Raw genomic sequence first — 13,325 nt, 5'->3', positions numbered from 1 at the left:
AATTCACAATTATTGTGCATTTGCCTCAGCCTGAGGGATTTCAGAGACAAATGCAGATTGACTTTCTACGGCTTCACCACGTGACCAACTAAAGCGTCGTGTCACTGGTGTGCTACCTGTTAAACGGACTTCGATAAACTGTGGCGTAAAGCCTTTAGGCATCGTCCAACGCCCTGTTAAACGCTCATAGTTTTCAAAGTTAAAGTTTTTGTCTTCAAGAGGCACAACTAAAACCTCTGTACCACGAATGAGTCGGAGTTCAACGGTACCTGAAGCTGCACGTTTAGATGGACTAACTTGAACCAAGTCGAGTTGATATTCAAATGCATTCTCAGGCAAAGGTTTAATCGCAATATGCTGCACAGCCAGTGGAATACCACCGCGTTGACGCAAAACCTCACGGTAAATCACAGCTGTGTTTTCAGATTGCGCTTGTTGATCCAAAGCTTTTTGCAATGACAAATACAGCTCATTTGAATTGGTCACAGCAACATCACGCTCTTGAACAGCAGCATTGTAGTTTTTATTTAAAGCATCCAGACTGGTCTTTTGCTTTTGTACCACTTCGACCAGTTGCTCAGCATCTGCATCAAAACCTACCACCGTTAAACCCTGACGATGTCCGACGGTATAGCCCAATACCCCACTTGCAACCATCAATATTGCAGCACCAATTGCCAAGGGCTTATTGGTCTGTAAAAACGGCTTTGCAGGTTCAGGCTGTTGTGACGTCATATTTGTGTCAGTGTTCGGCATCGTCATCTCTTATTTTGATTCAATTCAAAACACACATTTAAATCGAAATCTAAATGTGTGTGAAGTTTTAAAACGTTTTTTATGGTAATAAACCAATTCCATCTAGGCCCGCAGTTTCAGCAAATCCAAACATTAAGTTCATGTTTTGAACGGCCTGACCTGCTGCTCCTTTAACCAAATTGTCTTGTACAGAAATGACCACCAACTTTTTCGGTTGCGGTTTATACAGCGCAATACGTAGTTGATTTGCACCCCGCACAGAACGTGTCTCTGGTGAGCTTCCCGCAGGCATCACATCGACAAAAGCTTCATTGGCATAAAACTGTTCATATAAACTTTGCACATCAGCAGCTTCACCCGCATCGGTTAAGTCCACATAAATCGTGCTAAGCATGCCACGAATCATTGGTACCAAATGTGGGACAAATAAAATGTAGTTAAACACCTCTTTTAAGCCTGAAATATTTTCCAACGCTTCCACAATTTCAGGATGATGACGGTGACCTGCAACGCCATAAGCTTTGAAATTATCTGCATTTTCAGAATAGATCATCCCAAGGCTGGCTTTACGGCCTGCACCAGACACACCCGATTTTGCATCAATAATAATACTCTCAGGTTTAACTAATGTGTCGTTTTGCTTAAATAATGGCGCTAAACCCAGTTGTACTGTTGTTGGATAACAACCAGGGTTACCAATGACATTGGCTTGTTTAATCTGCTCACGGTTTAATTCTGACAAACCATAAACTGAGTCTTTCAACAGTTCAGGACACGCATGTTGCATGCCATACCATTTTTCAAACTGCTCTAAGTCTTGTAAACGGAAGTCTGCGGCAAGGTCAATCACTTTGGTATTGGCAGCCACCAATTCTTCGGCATGTTTCATGGCAACGCCATGCGGTGTCGCAAAGAACACCACATCACATTTTTTCAGTTCATCGATATTCAAATCTGAATATTTAAGTTCGGTATGTCCACGTAGGCTTGGGAACATATCATCTACACGGCGACCGTCTTCTGTACGCGATGTTAATACGCTTACTTGCACATTTGGGTGTCGTAGTAAAAGACGCAACAATTCAACGCCTGTATAACCTGTACCGCCGACAATACCAACTGAAATCACGTGTATTACCTCAAACTTAAACTGTCCATTTCGTAACTGCCTAGTATGACAGGAAGTTTCTGCTTTCTAAACTGTTTTACTTGGAATTTATGCGTTTTTAGTGCTATCGACACCTAATGAGACACATCCAATATACTCTGTGCAGGCTCAAAACCAATCTGATTTCGTCCCGAATGTTTCGCCTGATATAACAATTGATCGGCAGCTTGTATGGCATATTTTAAGTTGGAATGATGTACTGCAGCCAGTCCAAAACTTGCTGTCACGGCAATTTTTTTTGAGGATAATCGTGCATCGGCAATACCTAAACGAATACGATTGGCAATATTATAAGCCAGCGCTGGGTCATCAATTTGCAATAAGACAATGAACTCCTCTCCGCCAAAACGCCCTACCAAGTCATGGGCACGGACGTTTTGCCCAATAATTTCACCGACTTGTTGTAAAATTTGATCACCCACCAAATGCCCATAGGTGTCATTAATTTTCTTAAAATGGTCAATATCACACATGAGCAAGAAATAAGACTGTTTAGAGAGCTGATGCAACTTTCGTTTAGCGGCTTCGTTAAAGCCACGTCGATTGAATAAATGTGTTAGCGGATCTCTTAGCCGCTCATCATTGAGTTGATGGATAATATCGCGTACCAAGGTTCCGAGCAGCACTATTGCAAACCACATACTTAAGATAATGCTCGCAGCAAGCATCATCAGCCACCAAACTGAATTTGCCAGCATGTCTGCTTCAATATTTCTTAAAAAGAGAAAAATAATGATTCCGCGAACAAAGGTATACAGCACAATAAACAAGTAGGAAAAGTCGACTATTTTATTGAGCAAATCAATCCCTTGATAATGTTTAAACATTGAAAACAAAACCAAAGACTCAACTAATGCAATTGAAATGTTCAGAATCAGCATTCTGATCCACAGTTGATCATCTACGTAGGAATAATAACTGAGTGAAAGTAAAGCCATCACGGCCAAGGCAAGACACCAATATGGACGTGCATTGGCATTCTTTCTTAAGCCCATGGCATAAGCGCTGGCCCATGCACCAAACAAATACATACTGCCTAAAATGGGTGCCGACAAAGCCAACTGCTTATTCGACATAAAACTTTGTGCCGCCACAGAAAACGAAGGCACAATATATCCAAGCCCGAGCCATAATAAATATGAGGGAGCTCTAAAAGCAAAATGACATATTAAAAGTAAGCTTCCCATTAAAATCAGGCAAGCTGGAACGATTAATATAAAATAGTGGATATCTGTAAAATTCACATTTGAGGTCTTTGAACTGAAATTGAGGAATGTTTACCTTAGATCATGAAGTTTAGAGCATTTTTTGACTAACGCTCAATCGGTCAGAAGAAATTATTTTTAAATTTTGCACGTAAAATTAACTTTAAACGCTTGCCCACCAATACGGCAATGCGGTTGTTTTTAAGGTTTTTCGATGCTGTTGAAAAGCGGCATCATATTTAGCAACTTCCGCCCAAAAACGTGCGCTATGATCAAAATGTTGCGTATGTGCGAGTTCATGCACACAGACATAACGGGTAATGGCTTCAGGAAACAACACTAAAGCACTGTTAAGCATGATGTCATGTTTGGCACTACAACTCCCCCAGCGGGTCTTGGGCTGTCGAATTGAACATTGTGCAAATTTTAAACCAGTTTCATGACTAATCTGTTGCAAATAAATAGGCAAGTGCTGTTTGGCATATGCAATTACAAAAGATTTTAAATAACTTTCGGGCTGACGGTCACTGATCCAAAGCTGGTGATTATCCTCATCCAAAATATATGCATTTTTTTGTGTTTTATAGCTCACCGTTAAAGCATTTTGGCGATTAAATAACCATAACTCTGTGGGAAGGGTTTGATCTATCTGTACCAGACTGGCTTGCTGCTTCTGCCAAGTTTCAACCATCCACTGTTCAGATTGATTTAAAAAATCCTGAATTTGCCGTTTGCTACAAAATTTAGGCACGGTTAAACGAATTTGAGTCGGTTCAACACGAAGTCGTAAGCGGGTCGCACGTGCATGATGGGTGATTTGAATTTCAGGTAGGTCTGCTAAGGTCATTAATATTATTCTTTTATTGAATCATCCTCCCCAGCCCTCCTTTTTGAAAGGAGGGAGAAAAACATAAGATAAAAATGCTTTTGCTTTTAGCCTCTTATTTTCAAAGAGAGGTTTGAGGAGATTTAAAATTAGACAGCGGTACGTTCTTCAATACCGCTGTCTGTTGCAACAACTGCCACATCTGCTTTATTGATTGCAAAAATACCATTACACACCACACCTGGAATGTCGTTAATGGTTTTTTCAAGCTCAAGCGCATTTAAGATGTTCAGGTTATAGACGTCTAAAATCACGTTACCGTTATCCGTCACCACGCCTTCACGGTAAGCAGGATCACCACCGAGCGCTACAATTTTACGTGCCACAGCTGAACGAGCCATTGGAATCACTTCAATCGGAAGTGGAAAGTCACGCCCCAATTGATCAACCCACTTAGAGTCATCAACGATACAAACAAATTTTCTCGCAATTGAAGCTACAATTTTCTCGCGAGTCAGTGCAGCCCCACCACCTTTAATCATATGCATATGACGGTCAATTTCGTCTGCACCATCTACATAGGCATCTAAACCGCCGACAGAGTTCATATCAACCACTTCAATGCCTAATTTCTTTAAGCGCTCAGCCGTTGCTTCTGAACTTGCCACAGCCGCCTCAAGCTGAAGCTCGGGCAAAAGCTCAATTAAGAAATTCACGGTGCTGCCTGTACCCACCCCTAAAATGCCACCTTTAGGTAAGTGCTTTAAGGCAGCTTTTGCAGCAGCTTGCTTTTTTTCGTCTTGGGTAGCATACAGACTCATAATTTGGCTCAACTATTTTTTGACATTTGTTGCTGATTTTACAGCCCAAATGTACAGGGGTTTGTTACAATGATCCTCTATTTTAAACTGTTAAATGGGAAATTAACATGCTGTCTCGTTTGGTTCGACAAATATTACAAGCAACAGTCTACGATGTTGCAATCGAAACTCCACTCGAAGCGGCACCTCGAATTAGTGAGAAACTCAATAACAACATTCGTTTTAAGCGCGAAGACTTACAACCAGTCTTTTCATTTAAGCTGCGCGGTGCCTATAACCGCATTAGCCAACTCCCTAGAGCTCAACTTGAACGTGGCGTGATTACTGCATCTGCTGGCAACCATGCCCAAGGCGTAGCACTGTCAGGTAAAAAACTCGGGATTCGTGCCATTATTGTGATGCCGAAAACCACCCCAGATATTAAAGTTCAGGCAGTCAAACGCTTAGGCGGTGAAGTAGTTCTCCATGGCGACTCTTTTGATGTTGCCAACAAATATGCAATTCAACGTGCTGCAGAAGACGGTATGAGTTTTATTCCACCCTATGACGATGAACTGGTCATGGCAGGTCAAGGCACGATTGGCAATGAAATTTTGCGTCAATGGCGCGATGTCGACTATGTCTTCGTTGCTGTTGGTGGAGGCGGTTTAATTGCTGGTGTAGCAGCTTACTTAGGCGATGTTGCACCACATGTCAAAGTTATTCCTGTTGAATATGACGAATCTGCTTGTTTAAAAGCCGCATTTGAAGCTGGTGAACGTGTAGTACTGCCTCAAGTCGGCTTATTTGCCGACGGTACGGCTGTGGCACAGATTGGTGAAAAACCATTTGAAGTGATTCAACTACAAAAGTCGGATAACTCAGGCCCGCTCGTTGAGCGTGAAGTAGTTTTAGTCAATACCGATGAAATTTGTGCCGCAATTAAAGACACCTATGATGAATGTCGTAGCATCGTTGAACCATCGGGTGCGATGGCCTTGGCAGGGATTAAAAAGTATGTTGAAACACACGAGCTAATTGGGCAAAACATCGTCTCAATTGTATGTGGTGCAAACATGAACTTTGACCGTTTACGTTATATTGCAGAACGTACCGAATTGGGTGAACGCAAAGAAGCTATTTTTGCTGTGACCATTCCAGAGAAAAAAGGTTCATTCCTGAATTTCTGCCGAGCACTACAAGGTCGTAATATCACCGAGTTTAACTACCGTGCGAGTGATGCCAGTGCAGCGCAAGTCTTTGTCGGGATTAGCTTAAAAGGCGGTGAAAAAGAGCGTCACGATATTTTTGAAGCGCTGAAAACTCAGTTCGATGTCGATGACTTGTCTGATGATGAAGTAGCAAAACTGCATATTCGCTACCTAATTGGTGGTCATGCAGACCTTGAAAATGAGCGTTTGTTCCGTGTTGAGTTCCCTGAACGCCCAGGTGCACTGTTAATGTTCCTCGAACGCCTTGGCCCTACGCATAACATTACCCTATTCCACTACCGTAACCACGGTGCGGCGGAAGGTCGTGTCCTTGTTGGTTTAGAAGCAAGTGATGCGAAACAAAACCCAGATGGTTTGATTGAAACTTTAGAAAGTATTTCGTATCCATATGAAGAAATTACCAATAACCTAGGTTATCAACGTTTCTTAAAATAAAAGATTTAATACATACATAAAACCGCCCTTCGAGGCGGTTTTATTCTATGAGCTGCATCGGCTCTTCATCACCAAACGTGTGGTTATACGTGACAATAATCCTGTCGATCAGTTCATCATTATGCGGTACCAATAGCCAATAAGGGTTTTCCCGCTCGATAACCAGTAAACTGAGTTCATAAGGCTCAATAAAAATTTTAATGTGATTAAAAATAACATCAAAACTAAATTCAAAATCATAACCATGCATGTCTGAGGTTTCTTCTGCCTCACTGTCATACATTTGATAAAAAGACGCCATGTCATCATTGATTTGGTTTTTCAGCTCGTCTAAGTCAATACCTAGCTGTTGGAGGCGATGGCATTCATCAATACCATTTTGTCTAAAATCATCGAGTTCTATTTTTTGAATGTTTGAATAATAGGTATTCAACCAACGTACAAAGTGCTCGAACTCATCTTGTTCTTCTGGAATTGCGGTATCATTCAATTCTGGAAACGCGACCCTCAGGGATTCATACAGTGTCTTCCGCATTTATATACTCCTTTGGATGAGTGATATATTGGTATAAGGCAAAGCGCGGTTGATCGAAAATAGCGTGTCTGTATAAAGATGACATCTTGTGAAATTTGGCACAACATTCGTTAACAATCGACGTATAAAAAAATTTAAAGGAAAGATGACATGGCACAATTTGCAGTGATTGGTTTAGGAAGCTTTGGAGCCACAGTTGCAACTCAACTCATTGAACTGGGACATGATGTCATTGGTATCGATAGTGAAAAAAAATATGTTGAAAATATTTCTGAGCAGGTGACCCATGCTGTCATCGCCGACGCAACAGATGAACATGTCCTCGATGAATTAAATATTAAAAACTGCGATGCCGTGGTGGTCGCAATTGGTGAAAATATTGAAGCCAGTATTTTGTGTGTACTGCACCTCAAAAATATTGGGGTTGAAAAAATTTGGGTCAAAGCCAAATCAAAGTCGCACCATATGATTTTAAGCCATTTAGGGATTAGTAAAATTATTCACCCTGAAGAAGACATGGGCGTGCGGATTGCGCAGTCTTTATGCTACCCCATGGTCAGTCGCTATATGGCGCTTGAAGATAATCACTATATTGTCAAAATTGAAATTGATGAAAAACTACAAGGGACTCGCTTCCACCAATTGATGGATCAAGCACCTGATGTGAAAACATTACTCCATAAACGTGGCAAAGACGTTTTGTACAGCATTGATCCCAATTTAATTTTACAAGTGGGTGATATTCTAGTTGTTGAAGGTTTAGTTGAAACATTACGTCGTCTTTCAGCACGGTTCAAATCATGAAAAAAGTCAAAGAATGGCAAACCCCAAAAAACAGCACCATTAATTTAAGCCCGCCCAGCCTGCTGGCTTTGGGTTTTTTGAGCTTTATTATTATTGGGACTCTATTATTAAAGTTACCCATTTCGCACCACGGTGAACTGAGTTGGATTAACTCTTTGTTCACCGCCAGCTCAGCAGTCACCATTACTGGACTGTCTGTGGTGAATGTCGGTGAAACTTTTACCGTAACTGGTAAAGTCATCATTATGCTGCTGATTCAAATTGGTGGCTTAGGCTTTATGACTTTTGCAATTTTAGCCGCACTGAGTCTGTCAACTAAACTGGGTTTAAAGCAACAAATCATGGCGCAAGAGACCATTGGTCAAACCAGCTTATCCAAAGTATCCTTCACCATTAAAGGGGTACTGCTGTATTCCTTATTTTTTGAAGCGATCGGCACGGTTATTTTGACCATTGCATGGTTAGAGGATTACAACTTCAATCAAGCTTTGTTCTATGCGGCTTTTTATAGTGTATCCGCATTTAACAATGGCGGCTTTTCACTGTTTCCCAACAGTCTAATGAGCTTCTCGGGTCAGTATCTCATTACCTTTACCATCAGTATGCTATACATCATTGGTGGGACAGGTTTTGTGGTGTTAATGGACATTAAACGCAGCAAACGTTGGAAAGGCTTAAGTACCAATAGCAAACTGATTTTATCCACCATTGCCGGTTTGAACCTGATTGCTTTTGTTCTTTTATGGGCGATTGAATCGAACAATCCCCTCACTTTAGCGCCAATGAGCTTAGGTGACCAAGCTTTAAATGCATGGTTCCATGCCACCGTGCCTCGTTCATCGGGTTTTAACAGCCTCGATTTGGCACAAATGAAAGATGCCTCGACCCTCGTGACCATGTTACTGATGTTCATTGGTGGGGGCTCGATGAGTACCGCAGGCGGGATTAAAGTAGGTACATTTATTATTGTTTTACTCAGCGTGATTAGCTTCCTTAGACGTGAAGATGAAATTCGCGTGTTCAATCACTCCGTTTCTCAAAAAACCTCTTTTAAGGCGATGGCTGTTGTCTCTATTACCGCGGCACTTATTTTCTTAGGCATCTTTAGTTTATCTTTAATCGAACCTAATCATCAGTTTATGGATTTGTTATTTGAAGCCATTTCCGCTGCTTGTACTGTCGGTTTGTCACGTGGCATCACCGGTGAACTTCAACCTGCAAGTTTATTTATCCTGATGCTCTTGATGTTTGCAGGTCGTTTAGGCCCTTTAACGCTGGCCTACCTGATAGCGACGCCGAAAAAGAGCCGTCTAAAGCACCCAACTGCCGATATTCAAATTGGTTAAAACACTAAAACTTAGACATAAAAAAACCACGTATCAAACGTGGTTTTTTTATGTCTCTAAATTAGTACCAATTCATTAAGGACACGCCCAAGCCTACGTAGGTCGCTCGGTGGTTATAATCAATTAAGCTTTCGCCATAACCATCAAATAACTGCAAATGGCCACGCAACTTCCCTGAAATAGGGAAAGCCCAGTCAAACTGTGCAGCACCACGTGAATCATCGCCACCTTTTAAACTATGGCGAAGCATGAGTGAAAAATCATGTTCATTCCAACGGTAGAATGCTGTTAAGTCACCCCGTCCGACATAATCCTTAATATCAGGGTTATTATCATCACCTGCATCTTCGTCTAGACGGTACCAAGGGCGCAGCATGAGCGCAAAGTTGTCTCTTTCAAAACCCACATTCAACATGACACGGTTCCAACTACGTGATAGCGGATCGGAACGACCATTAGACTGATGGTTGAAAGTTAATCCCAGTAAGCGACCATTTAAACCCAACAATTCATAATTGGTGCGGAAAACCAAACTGGCTTCAGGCTCATAGTTCGTTTCACGGAACGGACGTGATTCATCACTATTATAAAGCTGCCAACGAGAAGACTGGGTATAACCCAACCAAACATCACCATTGTCCCCAAATAGGTTTTCAACAGCTTTGGTTTTTAAAGACAGTTGGAATTTCGCTTCCATTGACTTTAGGTTCTGATCTTCATCCACCGTATTGGTCGGATTTGGACTTTGTGGATATTCATTTTTATCCGTTGTCCAAAAACCAGGCATTAAGTACACAGGTTGGTAGGCACGAATATTCCAAGTCCCCAGTTTACTTTCGGGTGAAAGCTCCCAACGACTATCCATTAAAGATAAATTTGGCGATATTTTAGGACCTTCAGAAGCGAAAACAGAGCTCACACTTTGTGTAATCTTCCCCGTGATATTTTCGGGTTCTGGCGCAATTTCCATAGCTGCACGTTGCTCAGAAACAATGCGCGGCTTTACTGCTTCAGGAATTTTAAATAATGCATCATAACAAGCCAAACGGTCTGCATTCGATGCCAATGCAACACATGCCTCGGCTGTTGCAGGAGCTGCAGGTACTTCGGAAATTTGTGCATGTGTTTTAGCGACACCCAAAGTACTGAGCACAGTCATGCTCAGTACTAAAGTTGAACGCTCAAATGATTTGAACGCCATACGACCCTCTTATTGTTTTACTGAACTTGTTGAATACTAAAACCTAACTCAATTAAAGTATCACGCTTCGCCATAGGTGCAACCACGGCTTTCGTTGGTTTTTGTTCAAGCAAGTATTGTACCGCCACACGTTGCAAGTCCTCTAAACTCACAGCCAAAAGACGGCTACGTAACTGCTTACGGAAGGCTGGTGTACGTGCATGCAAAAGTGCATAACATGCCGTAATCGCTTCACCCGCTGGTGAACCTGGTTTGTCCATACCAGCAATCAAACCTAAAATTGCTTCTTCAAGCTGATGTGGCTTTTGCTCAGTATTGAGCAACCATTGCACACAGGCTTCAAAGTCATTGAAGGTTTCAGCCAAACGCGGGTCACGGTAGCTATAGAAACGGAATGAACATGCATTGCCGTCATAGCTTGCGCCACCACCATAAGCCCCACCTTTTTCACGAATTGCACTGTGTAAGAAACCATTACGCAAGTACGCTGCCAGCACCATCAGCGGGGCAGCATCTGGATGTGACACCTCAACGGCTTGATAAGCCGATGAACAGAATTGAACATTGGCTTGAATTAACCATGCCTCATCTGCATCGGTATCAACCTGCTCAGTAGCTTTTAAAGTCACAGTTTGCTCAGGAATAGCTAACTTGTCCCACACGTTTTGAACTTCTTCAACCAAACGGTCTGACTGATGTTCTTCACACACCAGTAAGAACTGTTTTGGTGCTTGTAAAAGTTTTAAGTGAATCGCTTTTAATTCATTGATCAAATCATCATAAGCTGCTGCATCTTTTTCAATACGGCTGACTAGATCGCCTAACCAGTTTAATGCACCCAAGCCCGTGTTGTGATAATCACGTTTTGCCAAAGCACTGTGGTTACGTCCTGCAATTTGCATGGCATAACTGTGGCCTGAACCTGAAAGACGGGATGCCCAACGTGTTTTACGTTGTTGCAATAACTCAACAATGCGATCTTTTTCGTCAAAACGCAGTTGTTCAAAAGCCAGTTTCAACAATGCAATACTGTCAAAATTACTCACCAACGATTTTGTGGTCAGCGTTAACCATGCACTGATTTGATTTTTATCATTTACTTGAGATCGTAAAGAGGCGCCCATACCTAAACCACCACTCACCGCAGTTTGTAGTTGTTGTAGTTCTAGATAGTCATATTGACCTGCACCAACTTCACCCATCAAAATGGACAGCAAGTTAAAGTATGGCGATTGCACTACATCTTGCGGAATCTGGATCAGCACTTGGTTGTAGTAAATACCATTCGTACCCGCATGATAAAGATTCAACGGATAATCGATACGATTTGAGATAATCTCGCGCAACTGCCCTTGTACAATTTGCAGTTCAGCAGGCACATCTTCCAAGCCCACTTTTGGCAAAAGATTAAGGTCATCTGGGGTATCTTGACGGACTTTAAGTGCTTCAGTTTGTGCTTCAATTTCTGCTTTTTCAGCGTCTGTTAGCTGCGCACCAATTTCGGCTAAACGTGCTTTTTCTGCCGCCGCTTCCACTGCAGATTTATTGGCATCAGGCACCAAAGTCATTTGTACACGGTGCGGGTTATCAATCAAATAGGTTTTGATTAAGTTTGACAACCACATTGGATCTTTCAGTTCTTCTTTTACCGCAGCAATGGCTGAGTCCACATCCCATACAGTGACTGGGTCGCTGTGGTGAATCGCACTGCCCAAACCATTTAAAATCAGGCTTAGACCGTAAGGCATGCCATCACCATTGATTTCGCGTTGATGTAATTCAATTTGATGTAAAATTGCATCCACCATGTTTTGATCGACAGGTTTTGAAGCGACGTCTTCTAAAACCTTAAACACACCTGCTTTAAACTCAGCTGTATGTTCTGGATTAGAACCTTGTACGCCACAGTAGAAGGTCATTTCGTAGTTTGAATCATCTACCCCCATAATCGGGCCAGTAGACTGTGCATAACCACACGTTTCTAAATAATGACGTAATGGAGAAGCCGAGTCTTCTAACAGTACACCTTCTACAAGGCGCATACCTAAGCGTAGTTTGATCTCGCTGGCTTTAGGCAATAACCACGAAATGATGTGATAAGTTTTGTCTTTTAAATCTTCTGCATCTACCGCATAGGTTTCAGTCACTTCTAGCGGTGCAGTCAAACGGTGCTCTTCTTTAGAGAATAGCGTTTCACCTTTTGAAAACTTGGCCAAGGCTAAAGTTTCAAACTGCTCTTGTAGATTGTAAGCAGGTTCATTACCAAAGGTCATGAAAACTGCGTTACTTGGGTGATAATGTGACTTGTAGAAGTCCACCAACTCAGGGTAAGTCAAGTCTGGAATATCTTTAGGGTCGCCACCTGAGTTGTAGTGATAAGTGGTTTCAGGAAATAAGTGATGCGCTAACTGATGATACAACTGGTCTGAAGGCGAACTCATTGCCCCTTTCATTTCATTGAAAACCACACCTTTATAAACAGGCTCTCCGTTTTCAAGCTCAATGCGGATCCCTTCTTGGGCAAAATCCAACGGATTCAAATTGGCTGCAAAAGCCGCATCTAAATATACTTCAAGTAAGTTTTGGAAATCTTTTTTATTCTGAGTCGCAAATGGATACGCTGTCCAGTCCGCCGCAGTAAAGGCGTTCATAAAAGTATTCAATGAACGTCGAATCATTAAAAAAAACGGATCACGAACAGGGAATTTTTCCGAACCGCACAGTGCTGTGTGCTCTAAAATATGCGCTTCGCCTTTTGAATCCATAGGTTGGGTGCGAAATGCAACCAAGAATACATTTTCATCATGATTGGTGGCCAAGTGATAATGCACTGCCCCAGTGACTTTATGTTTATATTCAGACACTAAAATGTCTAAAGCTTCAACATGGTGTTGACGTACCAACTGAAACGCAGGATGTACAGTTTGAGAAATGGTTTCAGTGACATCTACAGTCATGTGATCTCCTAACAATAATTAATACACTGCCTGCATTATAGCTTTAGTTGTCAAAAGATT

11 protein-coding genes are annotated in these 13,325 nt (G+C 41.9%); 3 read left to right on the top strand and 8 right to left on the bottom strand.

Going from position 1 to position 13,325, the window contains the following annotated elements; genetic code table 11:
* Nucleotides 1-9: 9 nt before the first annotated feature.
* The 5 genes from AC5EUN_RS06250 to rpiA all read right to left on the bottom strand — a co-directional run bounded on the left by AC5EUN_RS06250 (nucleotide 10) and on the right by rpiA (nucleotide 4,776).
* On the bottom strand, nucleotides 10-756 hold the full coding sequence (locus tag AC5EUN_RS06250) for a DUF6776 family protein (protein ID WP_130235094.1): 747 nt from the start codon (nucleotides 754-756) through the stop codon (nucleotides 10-12).
* Between the two features lie 79 nt (nucleotides 757-835).
* Nucleotides 836-1,891 (bottom strand): N-acetyl-gamma-glutamyl-phosphate reductase, encoded by a 1,056-nt coding sequence (gene argC / locus AC5EUN_RS06245; protein ID WP_171457915.1) that lies wholly within the window; start codon nucleotides 1,889-1,891, stop codon nucleotides 836-838.
* A gap of 107 nt (nucleotides 1,892-1,998) precedes the next feature.
* Nucleotides 1,999-3,033, bottom strand: a complete 1,035-nt coding sequence (locus AC5EUN_RS06240; protein WP_130235096.1) for a GGDEF domain-containing protein — start codon at nucleotides 3,031-3,033, stop codon at nucleotides 1,999-2,001.
* Nucleotides 3,034-3,292: 259 nt separating this feature from the next.
* Nucleotides 3,293-3,976 (bottom strand): YgjP family zinc-dependent metalloprotease, encoded by a 684-nt coding sequence (locus tag AC5EUN_RS06235; protein ID WP_130235097.1) that lies wholly within the window; start codon nucleotides 3,974-3,976, stop codon nucleotides 3,293-3,295.
* Between the two features lie 128 nt (nucleotides 3,977-4,104).
* Nucleotides 4,105-4,776 (bottom strand): ribose-5-phosphate isomerase RpiA, encoded by a 672-nt coding sequence (gene rpiA / locus AC5EUN_RS06230; RefSeq protein ID WP_004696685.1) that lies wholly within the window; start codon nucleotides 4,774-4,776, stop codon nucleotides 4,105-4,107.
* Nucleotides 4,777-4,883: 107 nt separating this feature from the next.
* Between rpiA and ilvA the strand changes: the two genes are divergently transcribed.
* Complete coding sequence (gene ilvA, locus AC5EUN_RS06225) at nucleotides 4,884-6,422, top strand: threonine ammonia-lyase, biosynthetic (RefSeq protein ID WP_004696682.1); 1,539 nt, start codon at nucleotides 4,884-4,886, stop codon at nucleotides 6,420-6,422.
* A 40-nt stretch (nucleotides 6,423-6,462) separates the two neighbouring features.
* On the opposite strand, the gene AC5EUN_RS06220 is transcribed toward ilvA, so the two are convergent.
* Nucleotides 6,463-6,957 (bottom strand): hypothetical protein, encoded by a 495-nt coding sequence (locus AC5EUN_RS06220; RefSeq protein WP_058951802.1) that lies wholly within the window; start codon nucleotides 6,955-6,957, stop codon nucleotides 6,463-6,465.
* Between the two features lie 150 nt (nucleotides 6,958-7,107).
* On the opposite strand from AC5EUN_RS06220, the gene AC5EUN_RS06215 reads away from it, so the two are divergent.
* Together AC5EUN_RS06215 and AC5EUN_RS06210 are read left to right on the top strand one after the other, a co-directional pair.
* Entirely contained in the window at nucleotides 7,108-7,761 is a 654-nt protein-coding gene (locus tag AC5EUN_RS06215; protein ID WP_058951801.1) for a potassium channel family protein, read from the top strand.
* On the top strand, nucleotides 7,758-9,107 hold the full coding sequence (locus tag AC5EUN_RS06210) for a TrkH family potassium uptake protein (protein WP_130235098.1): 1,350 nt from the start codon (nucleotides 7,758-7,760) through the stop codon (nucleotides 9,105-9,107). Before AC5EUN_RS06215 ends, AC5EUN_RS06210 begins: the two co-directional genes overlap by 4 nt.
* Nucleotides 9,108-9,168: 61 nt before the next feature.
* Here AC5EUN_RS06210 and AC5EUN_RS06205 read toward each other — a convergent pair whose 3' ends face one another.
* Nucleotides 9,169-10,308: a phospholipase A gene (locus AC5EUN_RS06205; RefSeq protein WP_130235099.1), complete on the bottom strand. Its 1,140-nt coding sequence runs from the start codon at nucleotides 10,306-10,308 to the stop codon at nucleotides 9,169-9,171.
* Nucleotides 10,309-10,325: 17 nt separating this feature from the next.
* The gene (locus AC5EUN_RS06200; RefSeq protein WP_130235100.1) at nucleotides 10,326-13,265 is read right to left on the bottom strand and encodes an insulinase family protein; all 2,940 of its coding nucleotides are present in this window, start codon (nucleotides 13,263-13,265) and stop codon (nucleotides 10,326-10,328) included.
* Between the last annotated feature and the right edge of the window lie 60 nt (nucleotides 13,266-13,325).

Source organism: Acinetobacter sp. CAU_H_S170_2, assembly GCF_058890445.1.
The sequence above is the reverse complement of the archived record's forward strand: the minus strand, read 5'-3'. Positions and strand labels throughout refer to the sequence as shown.

Coding starts and splice junctions, on each gene's coding strand:
- rpiA (WP_004696685.1), bottom strand. CDS start 4,776: ATGAGTCTGTATGCTACCCAAGACGAAAAAAAGCAAGCTGCTGCAAAA.
- AC5EUN_RS06210 (WP_130235098.1), top strand. CDS start 7,758: ATGAAAAAAGTCAAAGAATGGCAAACCCCAAAAAACAGCACCATTAAT.
- AC5EUN_RS06220 (WP_058951802.1), bottom strand. CDS start 6,957: ATGCGGAAGACACTGTATGAATCCCTGAGGGTCGCGTTTCCAGAATTG.
- AC5EUN_RS06215 (WP_058951801.1), top strand. CDS start 7,108: ATGGCACAATTTGCAGTGATTGGTTTAGGAAGCTTTGGAGCCACAGTT.
- AC5EUN_RS06235 (WP_130235097.1), bottom strand. CDS start 3,976: ATGACCTTAGCAGACCTACCTGAAATTCAAATCACCCATCATGCACGT.
- AC5EUN_RS06205 (WP_130235099.1), bottom strand. CDS start 10,308: ATGGCGTTCAAATCATTTGAGCGTTCAACTTTAGTACTGAGCATGACT.
- AC5EUN_RS06200 (WP_130235100.1), bottom strand. CDS start 13,265: ATGACTGTAGATGTCACTGAAACCATTTCTCAAACTGTACATCCTGCG.
- AC5EUN_RS06250 (WP_130235094.1), bottom strand. CDS start 756: ATGCCGAACACTGACACAAATATGACGTCACAACAGCCTGAACCTGCA.
- ilvA (WP_004696682.1), top strand. CDS start 4,884: ATGCTGTCTCGTTTGGTTCGACAAATATTACAAGCAACAGTCTACGAT.